Source organism: Psychrobacter piscatorii (assembly GCF_904846415.1).
GTDB classification, from domain to species: domain Bacteria; phylum Pseudomonadota; class Gammaproteobacteria; order Pseudomonadales; family Moraxellaceae; genus Psychrobacter; species Psychrobacter piscatorii.
On record NZ_CAJHAR010000016.1, the window covers coordinates 14,110 to 34,134 of the forward strand.

General features: G+C 36.1%; 14 protein-coding genes. 4 read left to right on the forward strand and 10 right to left on the reverse strand.

Features of this window, described 5'->3' with window-relative positions; genetic code table 11:
- Nucleotides 1-31: 31 nt before the first annotated feature.
- Nucleotides 32-2,254 carry an Ltp family lipoprotein gene (locus JMX83_RS08635; RefSeq protein ID WP_201600693.1) on the forward strand — a complete coding sequence of 741 codons (2,223 nt, stop codon included), beginning with the start codon at nt 32-34 and terminating at the stop codon, nt 2,252-2,254.
- Nucleotides 2,255-2,482: 228 nt separating this feature from the next.
- Here the strand turns inward: JMX83_RS08635 and JMX83_RS08640 are convergent, their stop codons facing one another.
- Genes JMX83_RS08640 through JMX83_RS08655 form a run of 4 tightly spaced genes read right to left on the reverse strand, consistent with a single transcriptional unit; the run spans nt 2,483 to nt 4,559 of the window.
- Nucleotides 2,483-2,803: a hypothetical protein gene (locus JMX83_RS08640; protein ID WP_227675792.1), complete on the reverse strand. Its 321-nt coding sequence runs from the start codon at nt 2,801-2,803 to the stop codon at nt 2,483-2,485.
- Between the two features lie 10 nt (nt 2,804-2,813).
- Nucleotides 2,814-3,107: a hypothetical protein gene (locus JMX83_RS08645; RefSeq protein WP_201600695.1), complete on the reverse strand. Its 294-nt coding sequence runs from the start codon at nt 3,105-3,107 to the stop codon at nt 2,814-2,816.
- Entirely contained in the window at nt 3,104-4,327 is a 1,224-nt protein-coding gene (locus JMX83_RS08650; RefSeq protein ID WP_201600697.1) for a tyrosine-type recombinase/integrase, read from the reverse strand. The genes JMX83_RS08645 and JMX83_RS08650 overlap by 4 nt, the downstream gene beginning before the upstream one ends.
- Nucleotides 4,328-4,343: 16 nt before the next feature.
- On the reverse strand, nt 4,344-4,559 hold the full coding sequence (locus JMX83_RS08655) for a hypothetical protein (protein WP_011513303.1): 216 nt from the start codon (nt 4,557-4,559) through the stop codon (nt 4,344-4,346).
- Between the two features lie 195 nt (nt 4,560-4,754).
- Between JMX83_RS08655 and JMX83_RS08660 the strand changes: the two genes are divergently transcribed.
- A complete protein-coding gene (locus JMX83_RS08660) occupies nt 4,755-4,982 on the forward strand; it encodes a helix-turn-helix domain-containing protein (protein WP_201600699.1) in 228 nt (75 codons plus the stop codon).
- Between the two features lie 864 nt (nt 4,983-5,846).
- Here JMX83_RS08660 and JMX83_RS08665 read toward each other — a convergent pair.
- Both JMX83_RS08665 and JMX83_RS08670 read right to left on the reverse strand, forming a co-directional pair.
- The gene (locus tag JMX83_RS08665; protein ID WP_201600701.1) at nt 5,847-9,296 is read right to left on the reverse strand and encodes a tyrosine-type recombinase/integrase; all 3,450 of its coding nucleotides are present in this window, start codon (nt 9,294-9,296) and stop codon (nt 5,847-5,849) included.
- A gap of 6 nt (nt 9,297-9,302) precedes the next feature.
- A complete protein-coding gene (locus tag JMX83_RS08670) occupies nt 9,303-11,678 on the reverse strand; it encodes a site-specific integrase (protein WP_201600704.1) in 2,376 nt (791 codons plus the stop codon).
- Between the two features lie 783 nt (nt 11,679-12,461).
- Between JMX83_RS08670 and JMX83_RS15240 the strand changes: the two genes are divergently transcribed.
- A complete protein-coding gene (locus JMX83_RS15240) occupies nt 12,462-12,812 on the forward strand; it encodes an IS630 transposase-related protein (protein WP_227675793.1) in 351 nt (116 codons plus the stop codon).
- A complete protein-coding gene (locus JMX83_RS08675) occupies nt 12,763-13,305 on the forward strand; it encodes an IS630 family transposase (RefSeq protein ID WP_265089517.1) in 543 nt (180 codons plus the stop codon). Before JMX83_RS15240 ends, JMX83_RS08675 begins: the two co-directional genes overlap by 50 nt.
- Here JMX83_RS08675 and JMX83_RS08680 read toward each other — a convergent pair.
- From JMX83_RS08680 to JMX83_RS08695, 4 genes are all read right to left on the reverse strand, one after another.
- Nucleotides 13,292-14,107 carry a hypothetical protein gene (locus JMX83_RS08680; protein WP_201600707.1) on the reverse strand — a complete coding sequence of 272 codons (816 nt, stop codon included), beginning with the start codon at nt 14,105-14,107 and terminating at the stop codon, nt 13,292-13,294. The genes JMX83_RS08675 and JMX83_RS08680 overlap by 14 nt on opposite strands.
- A 312-nt stretch (nt 14,108-14,419) precedes the next feature.
- Nucleotides 14,420-16,222: a hypothetical protein gene (locus JMX83_RS08685; RefSeq protein ID WP_201600710.1), complete on the reverse strand. Its 1,803-nt coding sequence runs from the start codon at nt 16,220-16,222 to the stop codon at nt 14,420-14,422.
- Complete coding sequence (locus tag JMX83_RS08690; RefSeq protein ID WP_201600713.1) at nt 16,222-17,430, reverse strand: 3'-5' exonuclease; 1,209 nt, start codon at nt 17,428-17,430, stop codon at nt 16,222-16,224. The genes JMX83_RS08685 and JMX83_RS08690 overlap by 1 nt, the downstream gene beginning before the upstream one ends.
- A 14-nt stretch (nt 17,431-17,444) precedes the next feature.
- Nucleotides 17,445-19,853 carry an Hsp70 family protein gene (locus JMX83_RS08695; protein ID WP_201600716.1) on the reverse strand — a complete coding sequence of 803 codons (2,409 nt, stop codon included), beginning with the start codon at nt 19,851-19,853 and terminating at the stop codon, nt 17,445-17,447.
- Nucleotides 19,854-20,025: the final 172 nt, after the last annotated feature.

Sequence of the window (20,025 nt, forward strand, 5' to 3'; positions counted from 1 at the left end):
GCTATATAATAAATATGCATGGAGAAAAATCTTGTTTTTCATTTATACAATCATTTTTGCAGTTATTGCTTATCTTTTTATAAAGAATGTCGCTTACCCGTATGCTGTAGATCGTTATTTCAAGAGTGAAGAGTTTCTTGCCATAAAAGAAAGTATCTCTCAGCATGTACAAGACTGTAATGACTTAAATCAACATATCCAAAACCTAAAGCTTTCATATGCTGATATAGAATCCTTCGACTATGGTAAAGGAAATTTGTCTGACACCAGTAGATATAACATGAAAAGAAAAAACTGGTCTGAAAGCACAAACAACCGATGGACGCATCCATGCTCTCTATCTATTGTGAAAAATGCTAACGATCAGCCATTCAAGTATCTATGTAAGTACTTTAACATCAAACCGACTGAAGAAACTTTAGAGAAGTTTGAGAATGCACTAAATGATTTTTCTGCTGCCGAACAAGGTAAGGTTTTGTTGGTGCAGGAAAGAGATGCTACGATAGCCAGTGTAATGGAATCCATACCGGCATTTGTAATGCGCTCTAGTGAAGAAAGAATAAAGCAAGAATTAGGCTTTATGCTTGTCAACTTATCTCAGTTGTATTTTCCTGTTTATACTTTTCAGTATGTTTCAGCTGGTGGTAACAGCTCATCAAGGTTTGATTTCAGATTAGACTTAGACCAGCTAGAACGATTTATCGGTTACTTAGCTGAATTGGTGAAGTTTGAGAATAGCGTGGCAGGTCAACGGGCATTAATGACAGCCAAGTTGAGAGAAAGAATTAAAGTACGAGATAACTTTACTTGTAAAATATGCTCTCTTTCCACTTCGGATGAAAAAAATCTTTTACTTGAGATTGATCATATTATTCCTTTATCAAAAGGTGGTAAATCAACAGAAGATAACTTACAAGTACTATGCTGGCGTTGTAATCGCTCTAAAGGATCAAAAACAGATCATGTCCCAAGCTTAACGCATGACCAATTGGTTAATAATATACCAAAACCAGAAGTTGCGGCACGTCCTACTATGCCACCAACACTGCCACAAAATATGCCTGTCTCTATCGCTGAGTCATTTAATGAAAAACCTCGAGCAGTTACACCAAAGTCGTCAGTAAGCATGGTTCGTTCAAATACAAATACGCCGCCACCTATTCCTCATTCGCATTCATTAAAAGCTACACCTGATATAACCACGTCACCCAGTACTGCGCCACCACCTACAAATGATGTTTTCTTGACTTGCTTCCCTGATCCAGTGGTAGCAGAAGATGCACAAGCAACATCAAGTAACCCTACAAACATAACCAATGCTCAAAAAAATGCGGTTAGAACTGCTCACAGCTATCTTGAAAGCTCGGGTTTTTCGCGTGATGGTCTGATTGAGCAACTAGAGTATGATGGTTATACAGGCAGTGACGCGACCATAGCAGTAGATAGTTTAAATATGAACTGGATTAAGCAGGCTAAAAAAACAGCGAAGTCTTATCTTCAAGATTCGGGTTTCTCGCGTAATGGTCTGATTGAGCAACTAGAGTATGACGGCTATACAGGCAGTGATGCAACCACAGCAGTAGATAGTTTGGATATGAATTGGATTAAGCAAGCTAAGAAAACAGCGAAGTCTTATCTTCAAGATTCGGGCTTCTCGCGTAATGGTCTGATCGAGCAACTAGAGTATGACGGTTATACAAGCAGTGATGCAACCACAGCAGTAGATAACCTAAACTTGGGTCAATCGAAGAGCGACAAGCCTAAGCCGAGCCACGCAGAAACAGTGGAGTTTACACCTAAGAATTCAGCCAATCTGACAAATCCTCAAAAGAATGCTGTTAGGTCAGCAAAAGACTGGATAGAATACTCTGCTTATTCACGTAAGAATCTTATCGAAACGCTCTCTCAAAGTGACGGATATACTATTAGGGATGCCACTTTTGCGGTAGACAGTTTGGATATTAACTGGGCCAAGCAAGCTAAGAAAGCGGCGAAAGACTGGATAGAATATTCTGCTTATTCACGTAAGAATCTTATTGAAACACTCTCTCAAAGCGATGGCTACACTATTGATGATGCGACTGTAGCAGTAGATGGTTTGGATATTGATTGGAACGAGCAGGCATTGAGATCAGCAAAAGATTGGCTTGAATACTCTGGTTACTCACGCAAAAACCTTATCGAGACACTCTCTCAAAGTGATGGTTACAGTCAGAGTCAGGCAACTTATGCAGCAGAAAAGACTGGTGTTTGAGCACACTTAAACAGAGGTCTTATAAATACACTAAATAAAAGAAGTAAAATAATTATTAAAAGGTAGCTAATTAAAGTAGCGACTCTACTCAACTTAATTTTAAAAAAATGAGTAAAAATATTGAGGGTTATGTAGGTTCATCAAATTTAGAATGTTTTTAAGAGAAGGTATTTTATATATAGAAAATCCAGACAACTTAAGCTGTCTGGATTTTTCGATGATTAAAGCTCATTTATTTTCTTTATCTGTCCGCCATAAAGCATGCTCACATATTGCGCATAACCAACTATCTTTTGCGCGCATATAATGAATATCAGCAGGTACTTCAATCGGACAAGCATAACCGCAGTACTCACATACAACATCGTCCAAGTAAGCATAACACTGAGCGACTGTCTCAAAGAATACTTGAGGACTTACCTCATACTTCTCACAAAGCGTCTTCACATGTTTAATAAAGCCGCTCTGATTATCATATGCCCAGTAATCCTCACACATTTTGATATCATATGGGCTCTGCGTCATATTAGGCTGAAGTTTTACACTCATAATACTCTCCTCAGTAGTTGCCATAATCAGAGTACGGTAGTAGCTCATAAAGCTCGCCCTGAAGCTGACAACGCATATCCTCAATTACATAACCAAGACTCGAGTCTAAGCGCTTCTGCACCCACACACGCATTGCCATATCATTATTAAAGCACCGCTTTACTCCCAAGAAGCGTGCTAGGTTATAACCCGATGAAATGTACAACTCACGCATCAATGCATTGGCGATAAGATTTGCATCTGCACTGATTGCACTATCAGGTTTAAACTCACCAAACAGTTCTTCATAATTGATGATTTTCATTGCGACGTCTCCTTTTCAGTTTGTGCATTAGAGCTATTCGATGGACTGGTTAGCTTCTCCTTGCTCGCCAGTAGCAAGTTATCCATCGCTGAGCCATCTTGACGGGTGATATCAGGCACATAGCGGCTATACACTCGAAACAGCATCTCTGTACTACTGTGACCCATCTGCCTAGCAATCCACTCAGGGTTCTCACCAGCAGCGAGCCAAAGCGTGGCTGCTGTATGCCGAGTCTGATAAGCACGCCTGTGTTTCAAACCGAGTAGGGCAAGGGTGGGTTTCCATACCCGTCTATTCACATTACGATACTCCATCGGGTTGCCCTGTGAGTTGCAAAATACGAACTCTGATTTACCGTAGGTGCGTGCCTTCTGCTCTAGTAGGGCATCGTAGACCAACTGTGATATCGCAATATCGCGTTGTGAGCCTAATGTTTTAGTCGGACCCATCTCACCATTAACTAATGCCTCTCTTATACTAATCTCACGGCGATCAAAATTAATGCAATCCCACTTCAGCCCATCTATTTCACTGGTACGCATTCCTGTAAAGAAGCGAATAGTGTAGTAGGGCTTATAGTCAGCTCGAACATGCTTTAAAAACAGCCATACCTCAGCCAGGGTAAAAGGGTTTACATCTGGACGAGCTTGTTTGAGATTCTTAATATTTTTATAAGGCGTCTCAAACTCATGGCGATCTGATGCTTCTTCTAGTATCATACGAAGAAGTATCATGATCTGATTGATCCGTGCTACTGACAGACTTGACTGACCATTTTTACCGTAACGAACTTTGGCGAGAGAGCTACGGAAGGTTAGCAAGTCTGATTTTTTTATGGCATGTATCGCTTTGCCACCAAATTCAGGTAACAAATACTTATTCAGAATAATCTGTATCTTTTGCCGATAGCTCGGCCGCCATTCAATTTTCTTCTCTTCGTAAAAAATCTCTGCAAACTGCCCAAAGGTCGGATTGCGACTGATACAAGCTTCGGCTCTATCAGCCAGTGCCGTCATTTCTTTTAAACGTGTACTCTTTGGAAAGTAAGCGCCATAGTCAAAGATGCCTAGGGTTATTTCTGCATCTATCTTTTTCAAAACAGTCGCTAATTTTTTTCTGTTAGCTGGATTATCTTCTAAGCTAGTCTTTTCTCGACAACGTATACCTAGGTAGTAGAAATCGGCAATTAGTTTGCCAAACCGTTTTTGTATAGTAGCCATGATACATCTCCCTCTATTATTGAAGTGCCATACCGTTGATAGCGCTCATAACCGGCTTGCACATATCCTCTTCGATACGCTCCCATACATACAGAATCTTACGGCCACCAAAAGGGCGTATGTAGTGAATGTTTTCAATCAAAACGGTGTCTTTCATTTGATTGCGGATAGTACGTGCGTCGTACTTGATGCGCTCAGCTAACTCATCAGTTGTTAAGTAAGTATTACTCATTGTCTTTACCTCTTTTCAGTTATTAAGTCATTGCATTAAGTGATAGAATAAAAATTATTTTATCAGCCTGTAAAAATGCATCCTTGAAGTATCAGCTATTATTTACCCGCTTAAAGGTAATTAATAACCGATTTGTGTAATATATTACCTTTTTACTGCAATGTAAAGCATTTTTACCCGAAAAGAGGTAAATTTATGATTGTGTCTAAACTCCCCGTTATTTTGGCAGAGAAAAAATTGCGTGTAGCAGATGTTGTAAGAGCAACAGGCATGAGTAAATCAACCCTTCATAAACTATATAATGAAGAGTCATCAAGAATTGATTTCAATACTATCGACCAGTTATGTGAGTTTTTAGACGTACAGGTGGGTGACTTGTTTATCTATAAGCCAAATACTAAAGATGTGGGTGACCAGTCTTGATGACTTATAAAACTGGAAATATATGAGTATAGAAACAGCTGTATAGCCTTATATACAAGGCGCTTCAAAATATAAAATTAAGATTGGGGTTATTTTTATATTTACTTTTCCCTGATTTGGCCACGTTTTGGTCACGCTATAAACTAATTGTAAAAAAGCAGTGGAAAAGGAAAAGCGATGCTAAGAAATATTTTCTTAGCATCGCTTCTTATAAAGGTAGGAATAGTCAGTTGGGGTCAATTATAAAATCAGTATTTATAGCGTGGGCACGAAATGGTCACGTTTTGGTCACGGTGCTGATTTTGAGACTTTTATCTCATTAGATTAACTTAATATTTTGATTGGGCAATAAGACATAAAAACGCTGTAGCCCCTGAAAATTAGACAAAAAAAAGCCTCACTGTTAAGTGAGGCTTTTTAAGTATTTGGAGCGGGAAAAGAGATTCGAACTCTCGACCCCAACCTTGGCAATGTTGACCGCTCGATTTTTATTGAGATATGCAATACTACATTAACCTGTATCTCTTTATATAGAAGGGCTTCAAGATAGATAATAAATTATAACTTTAAAGGTGAATTAAGTAAACGTATTTTTTGGTCTGAATATGGTCACCCTAATATTAGGGTCTTTTGACCACTTACCCCTACTCGATGGGTAAGTGAAATCTACTGCAATATTAGTTATATTTGATGACTTGATTAGTATTTTCCCTAAGAAGCAGTGAATCTTTGATTTTTTACTTGCCGTTTCTGGCCTTAAATGCATCGAGATATATTTAAATGATAATTATTATGCAAATGCATGTCCATCCAATTGAGTATGATATGGCTGTATATCTACCGTATTTTCTTATGGAATATTTATCAGACTTCATCATCCACTATCATAAAAAGGTGTACTAAAAACTTTAGCAAGCCAGAAAATTCTTTACCATTTGATGCCTGTTCGTTAGTAATACAAATGCCAAATCTGATAGTGCTAGAGTTATAAGGCTTGAAAATGATTTTTGAGGTCTCTGGTTTTTTATCAGTAGTTCTATAGATATCGTTAAGACCCGCTTTTACATGTTTATTACCTGCAATCATCCACGACTGTGCAGGTAAAAGCCTCACGCTGATCTGTGCAAACCTTAGAAATTCTTCTATATCTTTTACTGGAAATGAAAGATAGGCATTATTAATAGTGATTTTTTGTCTAACTATCTGTAGAAACCATAGGTAGTCCGCATGTTGTTGATCACGTAAGATCCAAACTGATTTTAGTATGACGGGTAGGAGCTCATAATTTTCTCTACTTTTAATACTCTTTGGTTGTCGTTGATCTGTTGTTTCAATGAAGCGACATTTTCCCTGACTAGTAGTAATCTGGGCAATTTGCTCAGCGCGTTCAGCGAATACTCGCCCATCCTCGAACTTTATAAATGAATGGTTCGCCGATAGTCTGATATCGTCGCTTTCCTCTAGCAGCTGTAAGAATTTGATGAGTTGATTAATGCCATAACGGTGAACTCTATCGTCTGCCATATTAATAGTGAACACATCACTTTCGTTGAACCGATTAGCAGTATCAATAGTAAGGTTTACTGGAATATCTCGACTTTGATTTAAGGTAAGTTTCTTTGCCAATTTTCGAGTATCGGAGAGGGATATCTTGTCATCGATAATTGGAATACTATTGGATTTGAGCCTGTCTTTACTAATATCAGTAATATTTTTAAAGATAACGTAATCTAATTGCCTTTCTGTATTGGCAATAGCGTATGTAGTCATAAGCATTGCTGAATGAATATAATACTCAAAGCTTCGGTTAGGAGACACATGCCCAGCTATTCCTGAAATGGCGTACCATTTATCTTGAGCATCATGATTAACTCCTAACAGCCCAGTTTTTATCTTGGCAATATATTGGTCACTGTAACCAGTTAATGTTTTCACAAGCTGATTGTCAGCATTCAAAATCAGTGATAAATTGGTAATTGCTGTATGTCTAAATGCGTGAAATGTATGGTCCTTCGCTTCGAATAAGCTCAATATTCTTTTTAGTACTGCAAGAGGTTCTGCATCATCAATTGGGTATTTATCGTATGAAGGACTAAATATATAATCTGTTTTGTTGAGCTTATTTAGTTGTACGTATCGATTAAAGAAATTCAGTTCCTCATCAGATAGTAATGAAAAGGCTGCTACTCGGCGAATACTACCTTGAGTTTTTGTGCTGCGGTAAATATTTGGACGAATAACTAGCGACGGTTCGCCAAGGGTGAATCCCTCAATATCTGCATACCTCAATCCAAGCAATTCTTTCTTCCGCATGCCTGTACGATATGCTAAAACAAAAAACAGCTTGTACATATCTACTTCGAGTGGATCAACAACCTTTGGTATATTTAATAGAATTGCTTGATACTCTAGTGGTGAAATCCATTCGCTACGTACCACTCTTTGTGTTTGCGCCTCTTTAATACTTACTTTAGGGAAATGATAGTATTTAACCCCTACATCATGTAGTCGCTGCAGCAGCTTTGCTGAATATTGAATGTCTTTGTTATCACGATAGACAGCTTTATGCTCTAAAATCTCTTCGTAGCATTCTTCAAAGTCCTCACTACGATAAGTATTTAAAGGCTGTCCTGATAAGAAATAAAGCCATTCATAAGCTACCGAGCTTAAATAGCCCTGAATAGTTTCTTTTTTAGGACGTGGCTTCGCATTACATCTGGATAGTACAAACTGTATTAAAATACTTTCGGCAATGTCACGTTCTTCATTTAACATGTTCGTTAAAGAGTAGTTGATATCATACTCGTTGTCTTTGATTCTTTCTTTTTGCTGACGAGTACTGTAATGACTGTCTAATTCTTTATAAATACGTTTAACGATATCTATCTTACGAACTTCGGCCAGCTCAGCATACCTCACGGTATTTTTGTTGACCTTAGATAGAGGTGCCTCCTCAGATAAGGATAGTTTGTTAGTTTTATATTCTTTATTCAGTAAAGTGGAAAAATTATCTGTGAGTAGGCCTGTAGTTTTACGCTTGCCTTGTGCAACTCCGATTAGCGCTTGATCAACAAAGACATTGGGCATCATTTCCCAGTGATAACTCGCATAACTTAGCAACCATGATAGAGAAGGGATCTTGTTTTTAGGTACTTGCAAAACCTCACTTAGATTGTCCCTTAGTAATCTTTCAATATCTGTGCTTGTCCTAAACTGGAAAATATCGTTAAATTTTCTACATCGGTACAACCAACATTGGCTGATGACGTCTAGAGAGACTTGCTGAGTAATGTATAAAGATCTCTTTTTTACATTAGAAGACTCTATTCTTTCGTTACCATAATTTTTTGTAGGGTAACGCACAGAAACAATAACATGATGATCGTTGAAGGCAGTTAAGACTGGTTGATCTAGCAGGGTATTGACTAAAGCAACCAGTAATTCTTTATCATTAATCCCACCAAAAGCTATTAGTGAGAATACAAGCGACGCTAAGGACTGATTTTTATCTTTACTTGCCGCCGCCCAGTCTGCCATCACCGCTTTAGTTATTTTATTAAAAATCTTGCCATTTTTTACCCAGTTTTCATCAATTGACAGTGGATTCTCCTTTACTAGAACAGGCTCGCTAGGTAAAGGGTAGTGATACTCTGATTGCATATAAAACGTGTTGTAGTAGCTGACAAATTTAGTCAAAACCTCCCAAGCATATCGAAATTGAGCCATTGAAGTATAAATTTTAGAACAGACTTGATGAATCAGCTTGTGTGCTTGTTTTAAAAAACCTTCGAAATACTGTTCATCAAGTGGGTATGTCATTAATGCTAATTGTTCTAAATAATCAGTATAAGTTACTTCCCATTGCTTTAGTTTGATATCGTTAGTTGGCTTAGGATGTTTTTCTAGGTAGATCTTTTTGTATTTCTCTGTTGAAAGTATCTTGTATTCGTAAAATCTTTTGTCTACATCTGCTTGATTGACTAAAGCCTGAAAGTCTTGGAATGCTTGTTTTTGAATATCTTCCCATAGAGTTTGAAATATATTCAGCAACTCGTACTTTTGATAGGTACGTATTGATACGTCATTCTGGTTTACATTCAAGGCGTTTCTATCACCTTTTTTTTCGGTGAAGCCAGCAATGATTTTAGGTGGAAAAATATTTTTATTTACGATTGACGGATTAATAGGATGTTTTTTTACCTCACGAGCCTTACTTTTTTTCTTGCGTTTAGATTTTTGAGTTTGATGCGGCTTTGCTAGTTCTTTACGTGACTTGTTACTATCGTTATTCGATTTATTTTTTGATGGTTTCATTTGCTATCACATTTTTAGATTCATTTGTTGTGCGATTTCTTCAAAGGTATCACGCACTTGCCAAATTTGTTGCTTATTTACTGATGAGAACTGTCCCAATGCCTCTTGTCGGTTTTTCTCATGCCCAATCACTGTATTGATCAAGATCATTGAAACGCCAAGCTTTTCAAGCTGGGTACGTAAGAAGTGCCGTGTCCAATAAGAATCATCAAAAGGCATGTAGTCTGCTAATAATTTTGAGATATGGCTTCGCTTGATTTGAATAAGTTTATCGTAACTATCTGATAGCATATTAAGTAGGGTTAGCTCATCTTGTTCTTGTTTGATCTGATGAATCATTTTATCGACCTTGGCAGTCGCATAAGGCTGATAATCGACAAGAAATAATTGGTACTTTTTTAAAACTGCCAAAAGAGTAGGGCACAACGGGATTAGTCGATGGTTTTTGACAGCCTTATTAGGTTTATCTGCCACTTCGTACCAACCCACCTCTAAGTCAATATCTTTAACATTAGTCAGTCCATTATTTGGACGAGTACCAGTCAACAAACAAAACTGGATCCAAACAAGAGCGCTATACCTATTGAAGTGCTCCTCTCTATTGTCGTCATTATCAACCCACACCGATAGATCCTGTAAGAAAATATTGACGTATTCTAATGTCAATGCAAATCCAGAGCCTGTAGTAAAATCTGTTCTAGTACTTGGTTTGCTAATAAAACTATCGTCTAATTGGTTGTCATAGTTAAGCAGCTCTATTGCTTGATGATAACGCTTAATAAGAAATTCGTTATTATGACTGCTGTAGTAAGTAGAGGGTGCAAGAGATGCTGGTATTCGGCAAATCAGATCGGCAATATGTTGGTTACCACCTTGAATATATCTGTGTAAAATAATATGCAAAGCGGTTTCAATACGTACTACTGATAGATAGGGCAGGTCTATCTCTTCTTTTATAGTGCGAATATAGTCTAGAATATCCTCTTTATTTGGTAAGTTTCTTTCATGAGAAAGGAATTTTATTAACCTCATTGGCATGGGTAGACGTATGATACGCTTTTGATTTTCGTGAATATTTGCATCATATTCATGCTTACGATCAGTGATTTGTAGTTGATACTGCAAATATGCAGCATCTCCCAAAACGGTGAATAACCCAGAGTCTGAAATGAAACCAGTTGTCATTAAAAACTCTACAGGAACGGCTGTTATCATTGATAGGAGTAAGATAAGAGAGGCTTTATTGTGTTTATAGTCGTGTTGATGTGAATCTATCGCTAATCTGCCAAAAACCTGTTTTAAGCCTGCTACAGAAAGCGTTCTGACATTAGAGTTAAGCTCTAACTCTCTCTGGCTAATATAGCTGTGATGAACGTTTTTTTCTATCCTATGTAACGGTTGCATGTAACGAACTTTCTTATCAGGCAAATCTAAACTGACAATCAGTGGACGTTCTAAAGTATCCATGTACTCTTCAATATTTTTGGGCTTTCTGGAGTTTGGTGAATACAGTTCATAATCAAAATCTGGTATTGCAGGATACTGGTAGTATAAATGCGGAGCATCGCTCTCAATATCATATTTATTTTGATTCCAGTAGCTATTTTCTACCCAAGTTGAACCATCCACAAAATCAGCCAATTGTTCGGTGGCTTCACTTTCAAAAGGATCCAAGTATTTATCTTTCTTTTTGCGCTGGCGAGTGATTTTCTTGTTAGGATAGTAGGCTTGCTCAAAGCATTTAACAATCGCGTTAAGCTGTTTAAATTTTTTACTGCGCAATTTGAGGGTTGCTTCACTTTCCTCAGTATTTGTTAGCAGCTCTTTTCGTACTTCTTGTTCGTACGCTACTATTCCTAACTGTTCTACAAAGAATACATAGATGAAATCCACTGTATTTGATAACTCTTCTAGGTCGTCAAGTCTTGGTAAAACTTTCCAAATCCATCGGTTATTTTTAGAGTTAGAGAATACAGGCAATTTAAATCGGTTAATTATATTCGTTAAATGCGTCTTTGCTTTTTTATGATGAGATAATAATAAGTACGTATGAATGGATATACATAGCCATATTATTTCTTTATGCTCATCATCGGTTAAGTTAGCTAACAAGAAAAGTGGTTGTATAATCGGAGGTAATACATTAAGTGTCTTCTTACTGACATCTTCTTGAAAAAATAAACCGTTTTTTATAGCTATTAACTGTTCTATTGAAGGTGGCGATTGTTGTTGAATACCTAAATTAATTGAAGTGGCAATTTCCTCTAGTGCAGCTATCCAGTTCTTACTGTAGTTATATGGATATTCAACACTTAAAAGATCAACTTGTTCAATAAGTTGGTCATCAGTCAACAGAACAATTTGATCACTATCATCAGGCATTATATTTCTCGCGATTTTTTGACTTATTCCGTGCGTTATCGTATGTATTTTGATGGATGTTCATATGTGAGCAAAAGAGTATTATGGGATAATTGTTAAGACCAAATAAGTGTTGGCATTGCTTTTCAGTTAGAGCTTTTTTTAGATCTTGATGGACTTTATAATAATTTAAATTTTCTTGGCTACGAATGGCTCTATTGAGAAAATTAACGAGTTCATAAAAAATAGTTTCCAGCCTATTAAATTTAAGGGATTCGTTGTTATTAACACAGATACATTCTAATTGCTTATCTATAGCCTGATTTATATATTTTTTACAAAAAAATGCCAAAATATAGTTGTTTAAAAAGATGAAATCTTGATCTATGATTGTGATCAGTGTAGTAGCCGCTAGAGCTCTTTCGATCTCTATCTCAAGAAAATCATTTTCTAGTTTTGATGATACTTCATGAGTAATTATATAGAGTTGCTTAAACTCGTCGTGGTAATTAATAAACTGTTGGGAGATATAACTGAGTGAGTATTGTTTAAGTTTCACTTTATAATCCATAATCTGATAGTGTTTCAGGATACATGCCAAGTAATTAAGATAAGGGTACAGTCGAAGCAAGATTTTATATTTGAAGCCATCAAATATTTAATGGTCAATGTATTCCTTTTAAAAAGGCTTACAGCATAAGCGTGGTAGCTTCATAGAGGCTGGCATCGGTAAAGCTAAACTATAGTCTAATCCAAATAAAACCGATACAATCCTATTAACAATTGTATTTAATGAAATAAACGATGACTTATTCAATAGACTATCGCAAACAGGTACTTTCTAGCATCACTGATGGTATGACCATACGAGAAGCTGCGCTATTTTATGGACTTAGCACCAGTACCATTCACAGCTGGCAGAAGAATTTAGCGCCTAAAACAACCAGAAATAAAGCACCGACTAAAATACCTGATGACGCATTAATTGAAGACGTAAAAAGATACCCAGATGATTATAACTATGAAAGAGCTCGTCGCTTGAACTGTAGTAAAACGGGCATCTTCAATGCTTTAAAGCGTCTTGGTATCAGTCAAAAAAAAGACCTTGGAACACCCGAAAGCGTGTCCGATAAAAAGAGCGATATTCCAGAGTAGGCTTGATTGCTTTAAACAGCAAGGCTATCCCGTTGTCTATATGGATGAAAGCGGCTTTGAGCACGAAACCATTCGTTCTCATGGCTATGCACCGATAGGTAAACCCTGTATCGATAGCTACAACTGGCAAGCTTCGAGACGTACGAATGTCATCGGAGCTCTCTATGAAAAAATGCTATTTGCGCTTGAATACGTTGAGCAAAACATCAACAGCAATATATTTTATGATTGGTGTAAGTTCACACTTATTCCAAGTCTTAAAACTAAATGCGTGATTGTCATGGATAACGCTCGGTTTCATAAAAGCAGACGTATCCAAAAACTACTCAACAGACATGGTCATCGTATTCTTTGGCTGCCGCCGTACAGCCCAGACTTAAACCCTATCGAGAAAAAGTGGGCACAGGCTAAATTTCTACGCCAAGGGTGGATGGAGAATAATCTACCTAAACTGTTTCATGATATGGGCTGTATCGATTTTATAAAGACTTAACTATATCACTATAGTAAGAAGATAAAACTTGTCTCATATGTTGGATCTGGTTGTTATATTTCTTTGCATGAATTATGGCTTCATGTTCACTGCGCAGTTTTACAATATAGAATGCTGAGTTATCTTTCTTCTTTCGAAAACATAAGGCATAAATAGTTTCCTGAAAAAGTCTTTTGTTTTTAATGCCATTATCAATTTTTTCATACAGTACTGGGTTTTTTAGAAACTTCTTAATATTTATTTCAAAATCATCTAAATAGAAATCTATCGATGTTTTAAATAAGGTTTTGCGTTTAGTTGTTAAGTGTTTACTAATATAAAGTGCTTGGACCCATATTTTATAGTCACGTTTAGTTGTAGTTACTGTACGATAGTGAGTTGATGGGTGTCTTTTTTTGTCAAATCGAGGTGTATTATTCTCTGCTTTTTTCATAGACTTTCTTACTAGAGTCAATTCTGAGTATCGTTCATAACGTTCTTTAGCTAATAAACATTGTTCAGGAGTGATTTTCCATGCTGAGTTTTTATGATAAGCAGGAGGTAGGATAGTAATAATTTTGCCATTAAGTCCATCTTGGATAGCCACATAATAGAATTTATCTTTTTGACTAAAAAATAGTAAATGCCGACGAGATGAACCTGCAATTTTCCCGATGTTTACACACGCTCCATTATCAAGCAGGTTCATTAATTCTAAACTATCTATAGATGTACGCTGAAAGATGCGTTTAGCGGCATGAGAAGATGGGTAGGCAAAACGTTGTTGACGGAAACTAAAGGCTTTCTGTTCTTTTTTGCTCATAAGCTTACCCATCTAATTCAATTTAGCTGTCATCAAGCGATGCATGGCTATTTCTTATCCTCGCCAATATGAGGGTTTTAGTCAACTAATTTAAAGAGAACAATAATTTGTACATATATGCATGTCTTATGTATAAATATTAAAAAAGTCATAAAGCAGCGTCTGACATACTCGGGATGGTCCATCTGGCCAAGAATGATTTGCTCACAAGACCAAATGAAAGAAAAATGCGAATCTTTTACGCAAATCACTTAATATCTTTTAAAGATAAAAAATCCAGAGAAATCTGGATTTTTTATCAATTTTACTGGTTTATTTATTTAGCAATAGCTCTTTTTTGAAGTCGACAAATTTTGTATGTTTCTTCATATTGTTACCTATTATTTTAGCAAAGGCTTCAAAGAAATCGGAAAGTTTTTTTGAGTTTTTAAACTCATCTTTGTAGTGAGCATTCTTCGAGAAAAGCGAATCTCGAAAAAACCCTCCATGATTCTCCTTACCTTCTGGTAGCTCTTTAATTATACTTATAGCATCATCTAACAGTTCAGTTGGGCTTATTGAAGTAAACTCTTCTTCTGTAATCGTATCTAATAAAGATCCTTGCACGATTGGTGACGTATTTATACTCTTTTTATCTTCTTGAACTTGATCGTGTCTACTGGTTTCATTTTCATTGTTTGTAGTAGCTGAGAGATTAGATAGCTTAATACTGCATTCAATTTCATCAGGTTTATCCATATCTTTGGTATTATCTTCAGACTCTTGTGAGTCAGATGGTTTCTGAGCTTCTGAATTAGTCTGGGTAAAGTTGTCGTTAGTTGTGTTGCTAGAAATATCCTCTTTTTCGTTCAGAGGACTGTTATTAGTTCCAACATTGCTGTTGTCTATTATCGTTGGTTGAGACCGGATAGGTTGATTTGAATCGCCATCTCTTTCTCCTATAGCATCGGATCCTAACTCAGATTCCTGTTCGTTATTTGCTTCTTTACTATACGCGAGCTGTATCTCTTCAGCTGTAAGATTCACCTTGCTGATAATATTTTGAAGCTGAACTTGATCGATATTACATAACGTAAGCTCTTTGTTTTTCAGGTTTGAGAAAAAATTAGGATCAAACATACCTGGCTTTTTTTGATCAATATTTTTTGCTATATATAAATGGCTTAAATAAACTTCATTTAGCCTTTTGCCAATGAAGTAGGCGATGCGTTGAGGTATATTATTTTCAGGATATACTTCACCTAAAAAGGCTAGATCAGTTTTTAAAAATTGAAGGTTAATCTCATAGTCATTGTCTAATAAATTATAATAATGAACCAAGAAAGAGGTTGCTAAAAGATAATCTTTTTGTTCATACATACCTTCAAAGAATATCTTTTCAGCTATGAGAGAGTGTTGCTCTACTAAGCATTCATCATCAGTTGCAAGATATTTTGACATTTTCTCATTATATATAGCGCTTAATTCACTACTATTGCGCCACTTCTTATACTGGTTATATATACTCTTATCTACGACTTTACTAAATTTATAATTACTCACAAGCCAAGAAAAAACATTCTTTTTATTATGCTTTTGGAGTTCTTGGGGCAGCTCTCTACGATTATAATTCTTCAGTAATTTACTAAATAGAGTATTATTATCAAGTTCTGGCTCAACTTCAAATCTTGGATATCCCAGTATCTCAAGAAATTTATTGCCTTTGTCGTGACTTCTTAGCTTAAGTTGATTATTTTTCCATTCACTCCATAGGTTTTCAATTTTACTATCATCATTTAGGATAGAGTGAGATTGTTCTGCCTCATATTCTAGAAGGTCACGACCTTTGATACTTAAGGAGTAAAATCCTTGCACAGCTTGGATGGTGATATAGTCTGAAAAAGGAGTGCGTTTTACGTGGAGATCTTTACTGCTATATTCATCAACTAAAGAGGCTAATAAGTAAGCATCCTCTTCATCAAGTGCATTATCGACACTATAGCTCATTAATATTTCGAAACTAGATTCAGAGCCATCAAAATAGCTAATGCGTGACGTTGAGACGCGCAAGTATCCAAAAGCTAGCCAATTCAGCCACTCTTTGTGGGTAATAATTATACAGTTACTATTTTCCATTAGAATACATCCCAGTCGTCATTTTCGTCATCATCTACTAAGTGAGGATTCTCAATTTTTTCATAACTACCATTTGGCAAGTCACTTATAAACTTATGCGGGTGTTTACCGCTATACGTTAAGAATAAGTCCTTGCGACTACGTGTTACTGCTACAAACAAAAGTCTTTGATCAAGCTCTGGATATTTTTCTAGAACATACTTGAAAACAATTTGCTTACTTGAATTTAGTTGAGGGACATATACAGTATCAAAATCTAAGCCTTTAGAACTATGGTATGTCATGATATAAACAATTGGCTGTCTATCACTCTCATTCAACTCACCATCGTTATTACCTAGATATCTATATGGTAGTTTATGATATTTAAAATAGCCGTTTACTTGTTTATAATCTAATCTAGTAGAGAAGTCCTTGAGGTCTATATGTTCAAAGGGACCAGGTGGTGATATGTTGTTAGATGTATAGATTTGATAAAAAAAACTCTTGATGTTTGAGTGATGAGTGAAAAGTATACAACTGGGACTTCCTGGAGCTGCTCTCTGGTGAGAATTTTCTGCTACCCAGTTTAATTCGGAGGCTTCATTATCAAAATCAATAATCAAAGGCGTATTATCTCCATATGTGTTTTCTGGAGAACCTTCATTAATTTTACTATTGGGTAATATGTTTTTTGCTAAATCTCTCATGGATTTAGTTAGTCTTAAAATCTCAGTAAAAAAGAGCTTATTGGGTTTAAAAATGTTGTCTATCTGATGCTCTTTAGCACTTCCTTCATAAATACTTTGCTCACAATCTCCTGCTATAAATAAGAATTTTGAAAGACTTTTAATTCTATTTAGGTCGCTAGGACTAATATCTTGTACCTCATCAAGAAATACAAAGTCATAAATAAGGTTGTCTCTTAAAAACTTGGTATGTGTTTGAATGTTTATAAAACCTTTATTTTCAGCCACAAAGGTCTTTTTGATGAGTTCTTTCATGGCATTTGTATAGGTAATAAAGCAATAACGTTCTTGAACGCCTAGAGATTTTCTGTCAGCTCTTAGCTTGACAGCCAAGTTAGCTAGAACTGTTGTTTTGCCAGTTCCTGCAAAGCCTTGAACCCAGTAAACTGTCTTGTTATCCTCTCGAACAGATTTTAGCATTTCGTTAATATAACGAGTTTGTCTGTCTCTAAGTTTGTTAAACGGTATCCACCAAGCCATAATGAAACCTACCCTTAATTCTTTTTCAGTAATTTATCGTTATTTGTAGTTTGGACAAGGTTCTTGTCATCATACGCTTTAGTTTCTTCTTCTTTTTCATTTATCTCATCTAATGCTGAATTTGCAATAGATTCAGTGTTTTTATCATCCAAGCTACTAGATATGTTAATTAGGTCTAAGCAGTCTCTTTTTGTTGCAAAATTATTTAGACATCTCAAGTATAAGATATCTTTAGCCTTCATAAGGAGCTCTTCACCTTCAGGATGACCCTTTGCAAGTAAATACTTACCTAGTAATAATAATGAAGTTGTATAGTTAGGATTATGTTCTAGAGATAATCTTAGATATTTTTCACGTCTTTCATCATGATACTCTATAGATAGGTTGTAAGCATTTACATCATTTGGATCTCTCTTATATGCAATCTCGGCCCATTGTTTAGAAAGATTATTCCTGCCAGCCCTATCGTAAGCATGACAAATTATTGTAGAGTAGTCGTAACTGCTATCCATTCTTTCGATGCCTTGATATAACTCTGCAGCTAGTTCATAAGCTCCTGCCTCTAAAGCCATATCAGCATATTTTTTTACTACATGTATTCGTGGTCTACCTTTGTAATCTAGTAAATCTTGATTGAATACTTGCTTAGCCTTTAATAGCTTAGACTCAGTTTCGGTAAGCTCTTCGTTTGAAAGGGGGTTTAGAATACTTGATGAAACAGTCTTTCCAGAAACTTGAGCAGTAATACTTAGAAGTTTTTCTTGGTTTATAGAAGCTGTAACTTTAACTTCATCACCTCTATTGAAATACTTACTATCAGAGTCAATCGTTATAATTCCAAGAAGTTTGTTTTTATTTCCAACGCAAATAGGTAACTCAATACTAGATTGCTCTCTGTTAGCAACAATTAAAGTCGTTTCAAAAGCTGATGGATTTGGTACTGGTGAAGACGATGGTATGATAGTTTCTAGAATTTCATTTTTAGTAATAATATAAATAGTCTCTGATGTAATAGGTTGGATAAAGTCCACATCTAAACCGTGATAACTAAAACTATGTATTGCAGCACCTAAGGATACATGAGAACGTAGGTCACTAGGGATAATTGCCTGAGCGTTAACACTATATTCGTTTACATAATCCATCACACATTCTTGAACTAGGGGGTTTTGCGAGCTTCCACCAATAAATAACACCGCATCAACATCTTCTCTGTGTAGCTTTGATTTATCTAGTGCATCGGCAACAGGCGATACTATATGAAGGGGGGTATGTAATCCATCATAGTCCCCAACAAAATCTTCCATAATATTTCTAAATGCTTTGATTTTGAGACTCGGCTCATCTAGGTATAAGTTGTATTTCTTTTTTATCGTGATCGAGTTTAATGGTAAATCTGTAAACTCAATATCTGAATAATTGCTAAGTTCATTCAATGAGTTGATCTGATTTTCTACCATCCATTTAATGACATAAATTTTTAGTCTTTCAGCTGTAGCTTGCAAACTTGGTATTAACGTTTCTTCTTTATCTCTTAGACTAGGATCGTATTCTGGGCAAGAGCCCAGCAGTTGAGGCATTAAGACATGTTCGGCAATAGCTCTATCTATATTATCTCCACCCAGTGCTGTAAATTTGGAAATCGCCAAATTTCTAGATTGAAAGCTATCTTCAGTTAAGCCAACTTTAAGTATGGAGATGTCACAGGTGCCAGCGCCAAAATCATAAACCAGAATATTAGCATCATCAGACTTTAGTTTTCTTAAAAAATCAGGTTCTTGTTTCTTATGTGTGCATTCATATAAAAAGCTTAAAAAAGCAGCGTTAGGCTCATCGATAAGGCATAGCTGATTTTCAGAAATATTATTTGCTTCGAGGCTTTGAACTAAATCACGGCGTTGATTAGCTTCAAATGAGGCGGGAACTGTAAATGTAAATCTATAATTACTTAAGTCTTTTGCTTTAAGTTCATCTGTTAAGCCAGCTAAGACCCCTTTGAAAAACTCTCTAGTGGCATCTTCAGCAGTTTCAATGGTGGGTGTATTTTCACGAGAGGAAGCCAGAGATGTTCTAGGGTAGGTCGGTCCAATGGCGAGACCCAACTTCATTTTAAAAGAAGAAAAAACATTAACTCCTTCATGAAGTGTGGGTTTTAAGCGGTAAGCATCTTGCCCCCAGATTAGTTTTTTGTTTTTCCAAGCAAGAACGCTATTAATTAAGTAATGTTTTATAAATCCACCTAACTCTTTGGGTTGCGTAATGGGTACTTCAGAAATATTCACTCTGCCTTCTTCAAGGTGTGCTTGACTAATCACGGTAGTAGAAGTTCCAAAATCAATACCCACATAAATATTGTTATCAGTAGAGAGATTATTATTAGTATCAATATTGGTTGATACTATCCAATCCTTATTATTAGGCATTAAACGTTATTCCTTCAAGTTAAAAGCGTTCTTTAGAAAATTCATTGATTTATATGAAAAATGCTTAGTTTTGTTCTAATAGATCTCTATTTATTTGATATGATTTTTATTGCTAATCAAGATTCTAGAGCAGCTTATACGATGAAGGCTAAGTCCAATGACGTTAAGCGTT